Source organism: Brevibacterium sp. JSBI002, assembly GCF_026013965.1.
Classification (GTDB): domain Bacteria; phylum Actinomycetota; class Actinomycetes; order Actinomycetales; family Brevibacteriaceae; genus Brevibacterium.
Genome location: NZ_CP110341.1, coordinates 1,699,577 through 1,714,779 on the forward strand (window position 1 = coordinate 1,699,577; position 15,203 = coordinate 1,714,779).

The following is a 15,203-nucleotide window of genomic DNA, read 5'->3' on the forward strand; positions in this document are numbered from 1 at the left end:
TCAGTTCAGGACAGTCCGAGCAGCTTTCCGCTCTTGGACAGTTCCGGGTCGGTGCACGAGGACAGGTCGAAGCAGCAGGGACGACGCTTGCCGGACTCGAGCTTCGAGATTGCGACCTCGACACGGCGTGCACGTGTATCGGCGTTCTTCGTCGACTTGATCCAGCGCACCCATTCCCAGCGAGCCATCGGGGTGAGCCCGGCCCAGACATCGTCGAGATCACCGGCACCATCGAGAGCCGCACGGAGGTCCGATGGTACCGCCACCTCCGGCCAGTTCTTCGTCGGAGTCAGACCGACCTCGACCTCCGCTCCTTCTGTTGCCCCGAGGGTCTCCCACTGGTCGTCATCGAGGCTGATCCAATGGCCACGTCGACCGTCAGGTTCGATGACAGTGCTGAACCCGGTGCCGTCGAGCGTGCCGTTGACGGCGACCTGTCCGCGTGAGGGCAGCTGATCGCTGGCCTCCTGGGGCAGGCGCAGAATCGGGCGGTCGCCCAGCAGCTCGGCGTTCGCAGTGAAAGTGACGTCGGCAGTCGTGGTGGTCATGGTGACTCCTCAGAGAACGGATGATCGGGTCTGGACACTCGGATTCGACCGAAGCGATGACTTTCAGAATAGTGGCACGAGGCTGTGTCGGCTTCTTGATTCCTGACGCATTTCAGCCGATCGAACGGCCGACCCAGTCGGGGCTGCTCGTCTCGATCTGCGCGATCCGCTCGGTCACAGCCTGTGGGAAGGGCACGACTCGGTCCTCCGCTTGGTCGACATGGAGGGCCATGATCTCCTCGGTCGAAACGAGGCGGTCGTCGACGTACATCTCATACGCCAGGTGCAGCTTCTTCTCACCAGCACTCACGAGGTGCGGGACGACGGTGAGGCGGTCGCCCAGGGCCGCCTCGTCGAGGTAGCGGATATGGGATTCGACAGTGTACAGGGACGCTTCCGCGCTTTCCCGGTAGGCGGCATCGAGGCCGAGCTGATCCATCACCTGATCGGTGGCGAATCCGAACACCAGGACGTAGAAGGCCTCGGACATGTGCCCGTTGTAGTCGATCCATTCGGGAACGACTTCGGTGCTGTACGTACCGAGTATCCTCGCCGAGGCGGTCCGCGCCATCGATGCAGACGGTGGGGGAGCGGCGGAGGAAGAAGGAGAGCCCACCTGGCCGTCGGCAATCTCATCGCGACCGGAACCTGTCGCGGCGGCGGGCAGAGACGCGGTCAGTCGACGAAGGGCGATGATTCCGGCATCACGATGAGCCACGAGGTCGGCGATGGAGCGGTCACCGGCCTCGATATCGCAGCCGGCCACGACATCATCACGCAGCTGCTGACTGAGTTCAGGGGCGGTCAGCCGCGTCCACGGAGACTTCAGCGACGGTCCGAAATGGTCGAGCATATGCGCCATTCCGCCCTCGCCGCCGGCGAGGTGGAACGTGAGCATCGGTCCCTGGAACGGCCACCGCAGACCGGGGCCATCGGTGATCGAGCGGTCGATCTGCTCGACCGTGGCCTCTCCCTGCTCGACCATGTACAGGGCCTCGCGCCACTGAGCTTCCTGCAGACGATTGGCGATGAAGCCGGGGACTTCGCGGTCCATGCGGATGACGGACTTGCCGATATGGCTGAAGAAGCCGGCCGCCCAGTCGACAGCCGCAGCCGAGGTGGACTGGCCGCCGACGACCTCGACCAAAGGGATGAGGTAGGGCGGATTGAACGGATGGCCGACGACGAGTCGCTCGGGGTGGGCCGCCTCGGTGGCCATTTCGGTCATGCTGTATCCCGAGGTCGACGAGCTGATCACGATGTTCGGCGGGCACACCTCGTCGATCCGGGCCAGCAGTCCGCGCTTGAGCGCGAGGTCCTCGGGTGCGGACTCCTGGACGAATCCGGTGTCGGCGACCGCCTCGGCGAGGTCGGTGTGGATCGACCAGGCGGTGCGGTCGGCTGACTCGACCATGTCGAGTTCGGCCAAGGCCGGCCAGGCCGCGTCGAGGAGCCTGGCGAACTTGTCGCCGGCGGCCGGAGCCGGGTCCCAGATCTTCACCCGGTAACCCTGGGCGAGGAAATAGGCGGCCCAGCCGCCGCCGATCGTTCCTGCGCCGACGCAGGAGACGGAGTCGATCGAGCCGAAGTCGGGGAACTCCGGCGCGTTGGGAATGGGCGCGGCGGGGGTGGAACCGGTCACAGATCGCCTCCGGTGATGGTCGGTGTCTGTACGCGCAGATCGAGGATCTCGCGAGCTTCGTCCGAGGTGGCAACGGATGCACCGAGGCTTTCGATGATGTCGACGGCACGTGCCGTGAGGTCGGCGTTCGTGGCCTTGACGCCCTTGGACAGGTAGAGGTTGTCCTCGAGCCCGACGCGGGCGTGGCCCCCGGCGAGCACGGAGCGCGCCACCCACGGCAGTTGGTTCGCGCCGATGGCGAACGACGTGAACTGCGCTCCTTTGGGCAGCATGTTCACCATCGCCGACAGCAGGCCCGGATCGGCGGGGGCACCATAGGGAATGCCCATGCACAGCTGGTACAGAGGCGGAGCGTCGATGAGCCCCTCCTCGACCAGCACATTGGCGAACCACAGATTGCCGGTGTCGAAGATCTCGAGTTCCGGACGCACCCCCAGGGTCTTGATGCGCTTCGAGCCTTCGCGCAGCATGTCCGGGGTCGAGACGTAGAGGTTCGACCCCTCACCGAAGTTGAGGCTGCCGCAGTCGATCGTGCAGATCTCGGGCAGCAGCTCCTCGACGTGGGGGAGTCGATCGAGAGCGTTGATGAGATCGGTGCCCGGCATCGTCGTCAGCGGATCCTGCGGATCGATGACGAGGTCGCCGCCCATCCCGGCGGTGAGGTTGATGACCGGATCGACGTCGGCGGCGCGGACGCGACGGACGACCTCACGGTAGTATGCGACCTCCCGCGAACCCTGTTTCGTTTCGAGATCGCGGACATGGATGTGGACGACCGATGCCCCGGCGCGGGCCGCCGCAATGGCATCGTTCGCGATCTCTTCGGGGCTGACGGGAACGTGCTCGCTCTTGCCGGTGGTGTCTCCGGCGCCTGTGACGGCACAGGTGAGGATGACCTTGCGATTCATGATGACTCCTTCAGTCGATCGGCGGATGTGGCGGTTGTGGGTGGTGGGTTGTGGGGACGCATGATGGCGCGGTCGAGGTAGGAGCGCAGGCGCTGGGAGAAGATCTCGGTGTCCATCACCCCGGTGAGCACCTTGATGCCGAGTCCGTCGAGGAGAGAAGTGAGCTCGTCGGCCATGGCGCGAGGATCACCGGCACGGAAGCAGCCGGTGCGCTGACCGTCCTCGAGCGTCGTCTGGACGGTGCGCGACCAGCGTTCGTAGCTGAGCGGATAGTTCGACAGGGTTGAACCGTCGAGGGCCATTCGAGACCACGTCTGCAGCCAGATCGACCATTCGCCGCGTTCCGTGCGCCCCAGTGGCGACTGCAGCTTCAGCAGACGTTCGAGTCTCTGCGCGGGATCCGCGATGTCGTCGAGCCACGCGATCTGACGGTCGAAGGCGAGTTTGACCGAATAGTCGAGCGCGGCATCGAAGAGCTCGGATTTGTTGGCGAAGTAGTAATGGATGCTCGGAGCAGAGACCCCGGACGCCGCCGCGATATCGGCGATGCGCACGGCGTCGAAACCTAACCGGCCGAACAGCGTCCACGCTGCCTCGGCGATCGTGCGTTTCGGGTTGGCGTCGTCGTCGCCGACTGCCGCTGCCGCTGAGTTCGGCGGCAGCGCGGAGACCTGGGACTCGTCGCCGAGCAGCCACCGGACCGTCACGCCCGTAGCGGTGGCCACGCCGAGGAGCTCATCGGCGGTGAAGCGGCGGCGACCGGACAGCGCCTTGGACAGCTTCGTCTCGTCGATGCCGATCACCGAGGCGATCTTGCGCTGCTTCAGTCCGGATCGTCGGATGGCCTCCCGGACGCGGAGTCCGGTCGCCTCAGAGCTCTTGCCGATCTTGCCGCGGGAAAGATCCCGGACGTCGGTCGTCTGCCCTCCTGCCATGGTGCCGAACCTACCTCAGCACCGAGTCCGTTCGCAAGGAAATATGAATAGAAATCAGAACTTGCGATCAGTGATCATGAAGAGGAATTAGCAGCGATCCGAACCGTCCGACGCACCACAGATCGGCTCTGTGCGGTTAATCTCGTTATCGGTGGGCGATCCCCATCACCATCGACCGCGCCGAGGAGCCCCTATGACCGACAGTCTTCATTCCCGCATGCACGTCGTCTCCGATGAGACCCGCAACCTCGTGAATCTCGTGCTCGAGTATTCGCGTCGTCGGACTCTTGCCGAGGACACTCCGCTCGACCATCCGACGTCCGAAGCCGAGCTGCGTCGGCTGGCCGGTCCCACCGTCACCGAGGAGGGGCTGGGGTCGGCTCGGGCGCTGGCGATCTTCGAACACATCTTCGCACCCGCCTGCATCTCCACCGACCACCCGAAGTACCTGTCGTTCATTCCCAGTGCTCCGACGAAGGCTGCTGTGGCCTTCGATCTCGTCGTCTCCGCCAGTGCTCTCTACGGCGGATCGTGGCTCGAAGGCGCCGGCGTCGTCCATGCCGAGAACGAAGTCCTGCGCTGGCTGGCGGAAGAATTCGGGCTGCCCGCAGGAGCCGGGGGAGTATTCGTCCAAGGAGGTACGATCGGCAACCTCTCAGCTCTCGTCGCCGCCCGCAACGCACAGAAGGAGAAGCTCGGTGAGACTCGGCCGGGACGCTGGGTGATCGTGTGCAGCGCCGAAGCCCACTCCTCGGTCGCCTCCGCGGCCGAGGTGATGGATGTCGATATCGCCCCTGTGGCCACCGGCGAGGACGGGATCCTGCGTCCGGGCGGTGTGCGTGAGGCCCTGCTCGAACACGGGGACGCCGTGATCGCGGTGGTCGCCACCTCGGGGACGACGAATTTCGGCACCATCGACGACATCGCCGGCATCGCCGCTCTCAAGGACGAATTCGACTTCTGGCTCCACATCGACGGCGCTTACGGTCTGGCCGCGATGCTCTCCCCGCAGGCACGCCACAAATTCGCCGGAGTGGAGAAGGCCGATTCGCTCATCGTCGACCCTCACAAATGGCTCTTCGCTCCCTTCGACGCTTGTGCGCTCATCTACCGCGATCCGAATTCGGGACGGCGAGCGCACACACAGAAGGCCGAATATCTCGATACGCTCACCGACGCTCAGGATTGGAGCCCCTCGGACTTCGCCATCCAGCTCACGCGACGGCCGCGCGGGCTGCCGCTGTGGTATTCGCTGGCCAGCTATGGTGCCGAAACCTATCGGGAGGCGATCGGCCATTCGATCGATCTTGCGCGTGAGATCGCCACTGAGATCAAGCATCGTGAGCATCTGCGGCTCGTGCGCGAACCGGAACTCTCGGTGGTCGTTTTCGAACGTGACGGTTGGCAGCGTTCGGATTATGACGCGTGGTCGGATCGACTGCTCGAGGACCAGCGCGCCTTCGTCGTCCCGAGTTCACACCAGGGGCGGCCGAATGCCAGATTCGCGATCGTCAATCCGCTGACGACGTTCGACGATCTCACCGACATCCTCGATTCGATGGAGTGAATGGACGCGTCGGATGATTGGTCCGTCCTGCAGTGAGGTCCTCGATCGTCTGAGGGCCGCGCAGAGGCGACCGTAGCTCAGTCTTCGGGGACATCCTCGGCGGTGGTCGTCGGCTTCGACCGGGGACGGAGTTCGACGGTGAAGGCGGGAAGCAGAGCCTGGGTGATCGGGCCGATCCCGAACGCGTAGAGGACCGTGCCGATGCCGACGACTCCGCCGAGGAGCCAGCCCACCGCGACGACGCTGACTTCGATGAGGGTGCGGACCAGACGGATCGAACGTCCGGTCACGCGGGAGAGACCGGTCATCAGCCCATCGCGGGGGCCCGGCCCGAACTGGGAGCCGATGTACATCGCCGAGGCGGCCCCGTTGAGGACGACGCCAGTGACCATAAGCGCGATGTTCCACCCGAGCTCTTCGGGCCGGGGCAGGAACATGCGGGTGAGGTCGAGCGCCGGCCCGACGAGGAGGGCGTTGAGAATCGTGCCGATGCCCGGCTGCTGGCGCAGCGGGATCCAGATGAGGAGCACGAGGAACGCGAGAATCGTGATGATGGTTCCGAACGTCAGCGGCACGTGATTCTGAATGCCGGAGTGGAGGACGTCCCACGGCATCATGCCCAAGCCCGCGTTGACCATCATCGCCATCGAGGCACCGAAGAGGTAGAGACCGAGGATCAGCTGGGGGAGACGCCGCCACAGCCGTCCGCCGCGCAGCTGTGCGATGGGACCGACGTTGGCCAGCTGTCGCTTCGGGGCTCTCATCTTCGTCATGTGGTGGCTTTCTGCGGGTGCGATCGGAGGGACGATTCCATCATGACCGAAATTGGTCTTGTGCGAAATAGCCACTTGCAGGAAAGTGGTCCTATGAGGTCAGAACCATGAGCACACCGGTCCTGGGCGCGAAACGACTCGTCGGCATCATCGGCGACGGTCCGTGGAAGGCACCCGCATACGAATCGCTGGCTGCTGCGGTGGCCGCGGCGATCACCGACGGACGTCTCCCGGTCGGAACGAGGCTGCCGAGCGAACGCGAACTCGCAACCGCGTCCGGTCTCTCGCGGACGACGACGGGGCGGGCGTACTCTCAGCTGCGGGAACAGGAATTCATCCTCACCCGCCGCGGCTCCGGCAGCATCGTTCAACTGCCCAGCGTCCCCGGCGGCCGCATCGACCATCTGCTCTCACCCGCCGGCGGCGACGAGTCGGAGGTCGACCTCACCTGCACTGCACCGGTCGCAGCTCCGGATATCCTCGACGCCTACGACCGGGCACTGTCGCGATTGGGTGCCTACCTGCCCGGCACCGGATACTATCCTTCCGGGCTTCCGGTCCTGCGGGAGATCATCGCCGACCGCTATACCCGTCGAGGCGCCCCGACCGACCCCGATCAGATCCTCATCACCTCCGGGGCCCTCGGCGGTGCGGCCATCGCCGTTCGCGCCCTCCTCGACGTCGAACCGCATGAGTCCGCGCGCCTCGGCGGGGCACGGTCGACCTCGCGGGTGCTCGTCGAAAGTCCCACCTATCCGAATGCGATCGCCGCGCTCGAAGGCGCTGGCGCCGCTCTCGTGACCTACCCGCTGGAGTTCGGAGCTCAGGGGCACCATTGGGACATCGACGCCGTGGAGCAGCTCATGGGACAGATGCGTCCGCGCAGCGCCTATCTCATCCCTGACTTCCACAATCCGACCGGCGCCCTGCTGCCCGAAGCCCAGCGCAGTGAGTTGGCGGAGGCCCTTCGCCGGCATCGAGTCGTCCCCATCTTCGACGAATCCCTCGTCGAACTGGGGCTCGACGGCGGCAGGACGCCCACCCCGATGTCTGCGCTGGTCCCGGACTCGGTGACAGTGGGCAGTGTGAGCAAGATCTACTGGGGAGGACTGCGCATCGGATGGATGCGCATTCCCCGCCACCGGATAGGCCATTTCGCGTCCTCCCGGCTCGGACTCGACCTGGGAGCACCGGTTCTCGAACAGCTCGTCACTGTCGAGCTCATGACCAACCACGATGCTGTCGTCGCCGACTGCCGATCCCGACTCAGAGCCGCCCGAGACATGCTCACCGCGCAGGTGAGGTCATGGCTGCCCGAGTGGAAGCTCATCGTCCCAACCGGTGGAATGGCGCTGTGGGCCGAACTGCCGGAGGCGCGTTCCGGGGTACTCTCGATCGCCGCCAGAAACCACGGTCTCCGCCTCGTCGCCGGGCCGAACTTCGCCCCGGCCGGTGGACTCGACCGGTGGGTGCGCCTGCCGTATACGGTGACGGAGAGCGAACTGCAGCGGGTGGGGCCGCGACTGGCCGCGGCCTGGGAGGAGGCCAAGTCGATGAGCGGACGTGGACCGACCGACCGGGCCCGCATCGTGGCGTGAACACCACGGGCACGCGGCCGGAACCTGAGTACGATGACCGTATGGGAGATGACAGCGGACTCAGTCACGATGGGCAGTATTCGACAGCGACGACAGTCGAGGATTTCCGAGCCTATATCGCCGAGGTGAAGCGCCGGATCGCCGCTGCCGCCGAACGCGCCGGTCGGGACCGGACCGACATCGAGCTGCTTCCCGTGAGCAAGACCGTACCCCAGGACCGCATCCGCCTCGCCGTTGCCGCCGGTTGTGCGAAGTTGGGTGAGAACAAGGTTCAGGAAGCCCACCGCAAATCCGAGGAGATGGCCGATCTCGACATCGATTGGGCTGTGATCGGGCACCTCCAGTCGAACAAGGCCAAGGACGTGGCGAAGTTCGCCAGCGAATTCCAAGCGCTCGACCGACTCAAGGTCGCCAGAGCCCTCGACCGGCGACTCGAAGCGGAAGGACGCAGCCTCGATGTGTACGTCCAGGTCAACACTTCCTCCGAAGACTCCAAATTCGGCATGCCCCCGGAAGAGCTTCTCTACTTCCTCAAAGAGGTGCGAGCATTCGACACTCTCAAGGTCCGGGGACTGATGACCTTGGCAGTCTTCTCCTCGGACATCGACCGTGTCCGTCCCTGCTTCCAGCTTCTGCGCGGTCTGCGTGACCGGGTTCGCGAGACCGATCCTGACCTTCTCGGTCCGGGGCGGCTGTCGATGGGCATGTCCGGTGACTTCGAAGTGGCCATCGAAGAGGGTGCAGACTGCGTCCGCGTCGGTCAGGCCATCTTCGGTCGACGAGCGCTGCCGGACTCCCACTACTGGCCCGAAGCCGACTGATCGGCCGATCGGCTGTGCCTCCTTCTCGCCCGGAGTCCGGACGTGACAAGCCGTCGGCTCAGACGAGTTCGAACGCCGTTCGCAACCCCTCGACGCAGACGCTCTGGTGGTTCGGCGGTGCCGTGCTCGGTGTCATCCTCGGTGCCGGAGTCTCCGGATTCGCAACCCTGGCAGAAGGCGCCCTGACGCCGTGCCTCATCGCCCTGCTCTTCCTCACGTTCCTCGACATCCCTTTCGAAACGGGACTGCGAGCCGTTCGCGATCTGCCTCTTCTCGCAGTGACGGCGGCCTTGAACTTCCTCATCGTCCCGTTGGTCGTCGCCGGTCTCATCACGGTCTTCGACATTGCTGATCCGCTGCTGCCGGCTGTGCTCATCGTGTTGCTGTGTCCCTGCATCGACTACGTCATAGCGTTCACACGCGCTGCGGGAGGCGCCGCCGATCGGCTGCTGATGCTCACTCCCGTGCTCATGATCGCTCAGCTGCTGTTGCTGCCCGTGATGCTGTGGGCGGTCACCGGCGGGCGGCTGAGCATCGATCTGCCTGTTCGCCCGCTTGTCGGCGCACTGGTGCTGTTCATCATCATTCCTCTTACGGCTGCCGTCGTCGTTCGTCGACTTGCCCGCCATACGCCACGACTGGAGCGGCCCCTCGCCGCGAGCGCTCGTCTGATGGATCCGGTCATGACGCTGACCCTGCTCGTCATCACTGCCTCGGTCACCCCGATGATCGCCGGCTCCGTCGGACAGTTGGGGACCGTGGCCGTCGTCTCCACCGTCTTCGCCGTCGCGATGACCATGATCGGGTGGGGCGTCACCCGGGCTCTGCACGTCGGTCCGCAGAGATCTCGTGCTGTGATCCTCTCCGCCGTCACGCGCAACTCCCTGGTCATGCTTCCGATCGTGCGGGCGATCACCGGGGAGGGAATCGGCCCTGCAGGGGTCGTGACGCAGACTCTCATCGAGCTGATCGTTCTGATCGTCCTCGTGCGCGTCCTCCCTCGTCTGGTGCCGGCGACTGCCGTGACCGAAAACCGCTAGTAATGGTTCTCCTCGGGGCGGACAATGGATTTATGTTCACCTCCGACCAGTGTTATCAGGCAGTCACTTCCCGTGACCGACGCTTCGACGGAATGTTCTTCACGGCGGTGCGCACCACCGGGATCTTCTGCCGTCCGTCGTGTCCAGCGAGGACTCCGCGCCGAGAGAATGTAGACTTCTTCGTGACCGCCGCGGCTGCGGCAGATGCCGGTTTTCGGGCCTGCCGACGGTGCCGCCCGGATGCCAGTCCGAATTCGCCGCAGTGGGACACCCGCGGTGACGTCGTGGCCCGAGCCATGCGCCTCATTCGCGATGGTGCCGTCGACCGCGGAGGAGTCGAAACCCTCGCCGCCGAACTCGGGTACAGCACTCGCCAACTCGGGCGCCTCATCCATGCCGAGCTCGGTGCCGGGCCTTTGGCGCTGGCCCGCACCGAACGAGTGCGCACTGCCAGGACGCTCATCGAGGCAACCTCGATGCCGATGAGCGACATCGCCTTCGCCGCCGGCTTCTCCAGTATCCGACAGTTCAACGACACGTTCCGCACGATGTATTCGATCAGCCCACGACAGCTGCGCAGAGCCGGTGCCGAACATTCGGTGGCCGACGAAGTCGTACTCCGGTTGGCATATCGGCCGCCGTTCGATTTCTCGCATCTGCTCGGGTATCTCGAGGCAAGAGCCGTTGCCGGGATCGAAAACGTCTCGGACGGCGCTTATACCCGCTCGTTGCGGCTGGCTCACGGTCCCGCCGTGATCATGGTGCGGCAAGGGGCCGGGGACTTCGTCGACTGCCGCCTCCGATTGGCGGACACCCGCGACCTCGGCAGCGCTGTCGCACGGGTCCGGCGCCTCCTCGACCTCGACGCCGACCCCGAGGCGATCGCCGATACACTGCGGTCGGCGGGGCTGCGCCGCCTCGTCGACGAACATCCGGGACTTCGTTCGCCGGGCCACAGCGACCCCGTCGAACTGGCCTTGCGCACAGTTCTCGGACAGCAGATCTCCCTGGCCGCCGCTCGGACCCATCTGGAACGCCTTGTCTCAGGGGCAGGAGAATCACTGCCGAAGGAGTTGAGGCTCGAAGGAGTCGACCGAGTCTTTCCCACCGCGGAGGCGATCGCCGCGATACCCGTATCGGACTGGGCTCTGCCGGCAAGTCGGATCCGGACGATTCACGCACTGTCGCAGGCGTTGGCCGACGGCAGTGTGGACCTCGGCACCGGCAGCGACCGCGAGGACGCGAGCCGGAACCTGCTGGCACTGCCCGGAATCGGTCCGTGGAGCAACGGCTATATTCGGATGCGGGCACTCGGAGATCCCGACGTCTTCATGGGCTCCGACCTAGGCGTGAAGAAGGCCATCGCCGATCTCGATGAGAATTCCGCGGCACCTGCCGATTGGACGCTGGTCGCTATGAACTGCAGTCCCTGGCGCTCCTACCTCACCCACCTCCTGTGGGCACATCACGCCCGCAGCCCGGAACCCTGACAGTCCGACTCCGACCAACGAATGATTCGACCCATCACTCACCGACACGAAGGACACGCAGACATGACCACGTCGACTCCGACCCAACCCGACACCGCACGGAAACCCACCGCCGTCATCGACCTGCCGACCGCCTCGGCACCGGTATATACGACGATCCTCGACACGGACCTGGGACCGGTCCTGCTCACCTCCGACGGCGTCCATCTCACTGGTCTCTATCTGGAGGTCTCCGAATTGATCGATGCTCGACTCGACAGAGCGTTCGGAGTCGAACCGACTCCGGAAGACGATCTGGAGATCTTCCACCGCACTGAAGTGCAGCTGGGGGAGTACTTCGCCGGCCGCGCACAGCATTTGATCTGCCGTTGGCAGCAAAGGGAACGGAATTCCGACGCTCGGTATGGCAGGCGCTGACGCAGATCCCGTACGGCAGCACCGCAGGTTACGGTGAACTGGCCGAGATGCTGGGACGACCCGGTGCGGCCCGTGCGGTGGGGGCCGCCAATGGAAAGAACCCCATCAGCATCATCGTGCCCTGCCACCGAGTCATCGGAGCTGACGGATCCCTGACCGGCTACGCCTGGGGAGAAGAGAAGAAGCGCCAGCTCCTCACCCTAGAAACCCGCCCCTAATTACTACCTGACGGCGGCCCAGCAACCTGGCGCGAGGTTGCTGGGCCGCCGTCAGGTAGCAAGAAAGGCGGGGATCCTTGTTCGGATCCCCGCCCTTCAGCGGTGGAGGTAAGGGGATTCGAACCCCTGACCTTCTCCATGCCATGGAGACGCGCTACCAACTGCGCCATACCCCCGCTTGCCAGATCAATATTACCCACGTGTGGGTGAGAGACCAAATCGGCGGGAAGTGACGCTCACCACAAGGCTGGCAATGTTGGAAACCCCGTGGTCAGGCACTGATCGGGGACGACCCTGAGGCCCGAGTCCGATGAGCTCGGGCCACGGCGAGTCTGCTGTCCCCGGAGGATTCTCCGCGGCGTCTCAGATGAACGGCCGGACCTGGCTGAGGTAGCGCACGATATCCCGCTCGCGCAGTTCACGTGCGCGCTGCTCGCGAGCGTGTACGCGCAGGCGAGCCTGCTGACGACGGGTTGCCTTCAGGCGGCGGGTCTCGGGTGTCGGGGCTGGGCGGCGTGCCCACCGGATGAGCTTCATTCCGGTGCTCAGGGCCCAGCGTCGTGGATAGGTGAATGGGAATGTGGTGGACACAATTCTTCCTCGTGGTTTTCGGGCAGGGGATATCCGCAAATGGGCAGGAGATATCCCGGAATGACGGTCAGATAAACAATTGCCGAAAAAGCCGTGACAATGACGATGAATCGCCCGCATAAGGGTGCATATGACAAAGGCTGCTAATTGCCAATGTGGCAATAGGTCATTGAAATGACAGCTTCACTGAGATGGCAACGGAATTCGACAGGCAATGAATCCGAACTGGTCGGCCGCAGAGCGGAAGTCGCCAGGTGGTACGGCGCTCACTCGGGAATGCAGCAGATCGGACCGAACTCAAACATGTCGGCGTGAAGCGACCGGATCAGGTACGGCAGCTGGCGGTGCCAGGCACAGCAGGGATGCCGAAAGTGATCTGGACACAAGCCAGGCGTGAAGAATGCCGGATATCAGGCAACCGGTGGCTCAGAGGACAACGGTGGCCGGAAGCCAACCGGTGGAAAAGACGTGAGAGACGGCTGTGTCAGCCGACGAGTCCTTGTCCGCCAATCGGGCAGGCAGCGTATTCATGCCAGGGTGTTCGAAAGTCAGGGCCTGCAAGAAAATTCATCATCGTAACTGCTCTCCTTTCATGGTCGTGGATCTCGTGGGGACGGCGTGAACGTCCGCTATTGTCAAGGTGCAATCAGGGTGGTGTCTGCGAATCCGTAATTGCACTGTCGAATTTAGCACAGCTTTCATTGTGTGTGGGAGTTTTGTTCATTATTTTCTCAAATATTTTCACTTCGTCTGTTCGGGTGAGAAAGACGGTTCGTGGAAACTGTTGGTCGAAGTGCTGTTTGGGCCGACGTAGAATCATAGGAGACGTGCATCAGTCGGACGCGCAGCTTGAGGAGTTGAGGATGTCAGAGACCGCCACCACCAGACGTCTGGTCGTCGGATACATCGCCACGGATCGGGGTCGGGACGCGATCTCACTGGCCATTTCGATCGCGCGGTCCATCGACGTCGAGCTCGTGGTCACCATCGTCCGTCCGGAATCATCGACGATTCTCGCCGGCAGCGCCGTGCCGAAGGACGGGGCCGGGATCGTGGCCCAGCAGATCGATGATTGGCTGGACGAAGCGCTGGCACTCATCCCCGATGACATCCGCGCCATAGGCTGCATCCATATCGCCTCGAACGAATCCAAGGGACTCATGGAGGTCGCCGAGCAGGAAGGCGCACTGGGCATCATCATCGGTGCACGGGCCACCACACTCATGCGCCAACTGCGCATCGGCACGGTCGCTTCGTCGCTGCTGCACTCGTCGACGGTACCCGTTATACTCGCCCCGTCGGGCAGATCCGACATCGGTCCGATCTCGCGGGTGACCGCACTCTACGGTGCTCGCCCAGGTGCCTCGTCACTCATCGGAGCGGCCATCGAATCGGCCGTCGGCCTCGGAGTCGATCTCAGGCTGCTGTCCCTGATCGAGAACGACGGACTCTATGACGACGAGGTCGCCGAGATCACCGAATTCGCCGAACAGTACGGGGGAGCGGTGCTGGCCGACGACGCTTCGGAGATGCTGGCTTCTGGCCGCGCGACGGTGAGAACCAAGGCCGGAGCCGATATCGAAGAGGCCGCCGAGACCATCGACTGGCAGCCCGGCGACCTCGCCTTTATCGGATCGAGCCGCTTGGGCCACGGAGGCAAGGTCGCGATCGGTGCGCGGGCTCGCCGCCTGCTGCGTGTCCTGCCCGTTCCGGTCGTGGTCGTGCCCCGACGTGCCGTGAGTCGACTGCACACCGCCGAAACCGACTGAGGTGCGGATACGTCAATCACAGCGGACCGACATCCGCCTGGGCTCCCACAGCACGGCCGCGTGGCTCTATCCGGGTGACAGGCGTCGGCGTCCGCTGCTGATGGTGCACGGCTTCCGTGGGGACCATCATGGAATGGACCTCATCGCCGGCAGCATCACCGACCGCGAGGTGGTCGTGCCCGACCTGCCCGGGTTCGGTCTCACGGCCCCGCTGGGCTCGGGCTCGTCGCTCTCTGCCTTCGTCGATCATCTCCTCGCGCTGCGCGCCGATGTGGGCAGGCAGCGGGGCGTGACACCGATCCTGGTGGGGCACTCCTTCGGATCGATCCTGGTCAGCCACCTAGCGGCCTCCCACCGGGACGTCATCGACGAGCTCGTGCTCATCAATCCGATCACCAGCCCCGCACTCGAAGGACCCGCACGCTTCCTCACCGCGGTCACCCGCGCCTACTATGCCCTCGGCGCGCGGCTGCCCGAGCGCGCCGGTCGCGCCCTGCTGAGCAACCCCGTGATCGTCCGCGCCATGAGTGTGGCCATGGCCACGACCGGCGATCCCGGCCTGCGTTCTTACATCCATGATCAGCACGCGCGGCACTTCTCGTCGTTCGCCGACCGCACGTCCCTGTCAGAGGCCTTCGCGACGTCGGTCGCGCACACCGTCACCGAGGTGGCCGACCACTTGAGTATGCCCACGCTCGTCATCGCCGGCGATCATGACGCCATCGCTCCGATCGGACCGACCCGTGCATTCGTGGAGAAGCTCCCCGACGTCGATTTCGTGGAATTGGGCGGGGTGGGCCACCTCGTGCACTATGAGCGCTCGGAGGAAGCCGCCTCGGCGACCATGGATTTCTGTCACCGTCGAATCGACAGGTGATTCGGCGTG

15 protein-coding genes and 1 tRNA gene are annotated in these 15,203 nt (G+C 64.5%); 9 read left to right on the forward strand and 7 right to left on the reverse strand.

Features of this window, described 5'->3' with window-relative positions; all coding sequences use genetic code 11:
- Positions 1-5: 5 nt before the first annotated feature.
- The 4 genes from LJ362_RS07770 to LJ362_RS07785 all read right to left on the reverse strand — a co-directional run bounded on the left by LJ362_RS07770 (position 6) and on the right by LJ362_RS07785 (position 4,033).
- A complete protein-coding gene (locus LJ362_RS07770; RefSeq protein WP_264801594.1) occupies positions 6-548 on the reverse strand; it encodes a YdeI/OmpD-associated family protein in 543 nt (180 codons plus the stop codon).
- A gap of 112 nt (positions 549-660) precedes the next feature.
- Entirely contained in the window at positions 661-2,190 is a 1,530-nt protein-coding gene (locus LJ362_RS07775) for a 3-hydroxyacyl-CoA dehydrogenase NAD-binding domain-containing protein (protein WP_264801595.1), read from the reverse strand.
- Positions 2,187-3,098 carry a 3-keto-5-aminohexanoate cleavage protein gene (locus LJ362_RS07780; RefSeq protein WP_264801597.1) on the reverse strand — a complete coding sequence of 304 codons (912 nt, stop codon included), beginning with the start codon at positions 3,096-3,098 and terminating at the stop codon, positions 2,187-2,189. The genes LJ362_RS07775 and LJ362_RS07780 overlap by 4 nt, the downstream gene beginning before the upstream one ends.
- Positions 3,095-4,033 carry a TetR family transcriptional regulator C-terminal domain-containing protein gene (locus tag LJ362_RS07785; RefSeq protein WP_264801598.1) on the reverse strand — a complete coding sequence of 313 codons (939 nt, stop codon included), beginning with the start codon at positions 4,031-4,033 and terminating at the stop codon, positions 3,095-3,097. The genes LJ362_RS07780 and LJ362_RS07785 overlap by 4 nt, the downstream gene beginning before the upstream one ends.
- 193 nt (positions 4,034-4,226) lie before the next feature.
- On the opposite strand from LJ362_RS07785, the gene LJ362_RS07790 reads away from it, so the two are divergent.
- Positions 4,227-5,600, forward strand: coding sequence for a pyridoxal phosphate-dependent decarboxylase family protein (locus tag LJ362_RS07790; RefSeq protein WP_264801599.1), 1,374 nt, complete (start codon positions 4,227-4,229; stop codon positions 5,598-5,600).
- Between the two features lie 77 nt (positions 5,601-5,677).
- On the opposite strand, the gene LJ362_RS07795 is transcribed toward LJ362_RS07790, so the two are convergent.
- A complete protein-coding gene (locus LJ362_RS07795) occupies positions 5,678-6,373 on the reverse strand; it encodes a YczE/YyaS/YitT family protein (protein WP_264801600.1) in 696 nt (231 codons plus the stop codon).
- Between the two features lie 107 nt (positions 6,374-6,480).
- On the opposite strand from LJ362_RS07795, the gene LJ362_RS07800 reads away from it, so the two are divergent.
- The 6 genes from LJ362_RS07800 to LJ362_RS07820 all read left to right on the forward strand — a co-directional run bounded on the left by LJ362_RS07800 (position 6,481) and on the right by LJ362_RS07820 (position 11,957).
- Entirely contained in the window at positions 6,481-7,971 is a 1,491-nt protein-coding gene (locus LJ362_RS07800) for a PLP-dependent aminotransferase family protein (protein WP_264801601.1), read from the forward strand.
- Positions 7,972-8,012: 41 nt separating this feature from the next.
- Complete coding sequence (locus LJ362_RS07805; protein ID WP_264801602.1) at positions 8,013-8,792, forward strand: YggS family pyridoxal phosphate-dependent enzyme; 780 nt, start codon at positions 8,013-8,015, stop codon at positions 8,790-8,792.
- 14 nt (positions 8,793-8,806) lie between these two features.
- Positions 8,807-9,832, forward strand: a complete 1,026-nt coding sequence (locus tag LJ362_RS07810) for an arsenic resistance protein (protein ID WP_264801603.1) — start codon at positions 8,807-8,809, stop codon at positions 9,830-9,832.
- Positions 9,833-9,924: 92 nt separating this feature from the next.
- A complete protein-coding gene (locus LJ362_RS07815; protein WP_264801605.1) occupies positions 9,925-11,322 on the forward strand; it encodes an AlkA N-terminal domain-containing protein in 1,398 nt (465 codons plus the stop codon).
- Between the two features lie 63 nt (positions 11,323-11,385).
- Positions 11,386-11,739 carry a hypothetical protein gene (locus LJ362_RS16915; protein ID WP_320109163.1) on the forward strand — a complete coding sequence of 118 codons (354 nt, stop codon included), beginning with the start codon at positions 11,386-11,388 and terminating at the stop codon, positions 11,737-11,739.
- Positions 11,691-11,957 carry an MGMT family protein gene (locus tag LJ362_RS07820; protein WP_320109164.1) on the forward strand — a complete coding sequence of 89 codons (267 nt, stop codon included), beginning with the start codon at positions 11,691-11,693 and terminating at the stop codon, positions 11,955-11,957. The genes LJ362_RS16915 and LJ362_RS07820 overlap by 49 nt, the downstream gene beginning before the upstream one ends.
- Positions 11,958-12,060: 103 nt before the next feature.
- On the opposite strand, the gene LJ362_RS07825 is transcribed toward LJ362_RS07820, so the two are convergent.
- Positions 12,061-12,133: transfer RNA gene (locus tag LJ362_RS07825), tRNA-Ala, on the reverse strand.
- A gap of 187 nt (positions 12,134-12,320) precedes the next feature.
- Complete coding sequence (locus LJ362_RS07830; protein WP_264801607.1) at positions 12,321-12,548, reverse strand: hypothetical protein; 228 nt, start codon at positions 12,546-12,548, stop codon at positions 12,321-12,323.
- 863 nt (positions 12,549-13,411) lie between these two features.
- Between LJ362_RS07830 and LJ362_RS07835 the strand changes: the two genes are divergently transcribed.
- On the forward strand, positions 13,412-14,317 hold the full coding sequence (locus LJ362_RS07835) for a universal stress protein (RefSeq protein ID WP_264801608.1): 906 nt from the start codon (positions 13,412-13,414) through the stop codon (positions 14,315-14,317).
- A 1-nt stretch (position 14,318) separates the two neighbouring features.
- Positions 14,319-15,194: an alpha/beta fold hydrolase gene (locus tag LJ362_RS07840; protein ID WP_264801610.1), complete on the forward strand. Its 876-nt coding sequence runs from the start codon at positions 14,319-14,321 to the stop codon at positions 15,192-15,194.
- Positions 15,195-15,203 lie beyond the last annotated feature (9 nt).

What these genes read in the sequence shown, in the direction of transcription:
- LJ362_RS07770 (WP_264801594.1), bottom strand. Translation starts at nt 548, where the DNA reads ATGACCACCACGACTGCCGACGTCACTTTCACTGCGAACGCCGAGCTG.
- LJ362_RS07795 (WP_264801600.1), bottom strand. Translation starts at nt 6,373, where the DNA reads ATGACGAAGATGAGAGCCCCGAAGCGACAGCTGGCCAACGTCGGTCCC.
- LJ362_RS07790 (WP_264801599.1), top strand. Translation starts at nt 4,227, where the DNA reads ATGACCGACAGTCTTCATTCCCGCATGCACGTCGTCTCCGATGAGACC.
- LJ362_RS07815 (WP_264801605.1), top strand. Translation starts at nt 9,925, where the DNA reads ATGTTCTTCACGGCGGTGCGCACCACCGGGATCTTCTGCCGTCCGTCG.
- LJ362_RS07785 (WP_264801598.1), bottom strand. Translation starts at nt 4,033, where the DNA reads ATGGCAGGAGGGCAGACGACCGACGTCCGGGATCTTTCCCGCGGCAAG.
- LJ362_RS16915 (WP_320109163.1), top strand. Translation starts at nt 11,386, where the DNA reads ATGACCACGTCGACTCCGACCCAACCCGACACCGCACGGAAACCCACC.
- LJ362_RS07780 (WP_264801597.1), bottom strand. Translation starts at nt 3,098, where the DNA reads ATGAATCGCAAGGTCATCCTCACCTGTGCCGTCACAGGCGCCGGAGAC.
- LJ362_RS07800 (WP_264801601.1), top strand. Translation starts at nt 6,481, where the DNA reads ATGAGCACACCGGTCCTGGGCGCGAAACGACTCGTCGGCATCATCGGC.
- LJ362_RS07835 (WP_264801608.1), top strand. Translation starts at nt 13,412, where the DNA reads ATGTCAGAGACCGCCACCACCAGACGTCTGGTCGTCGGATACATCGCC.
- LJ362_RS07805 (WP_264801602.1), top strand. Translation starts at nt 8,013, where the DNA reads ATGGGAGATGACAGCGGACTCAGTCACGATGGGCAGTATTCGACAGCG.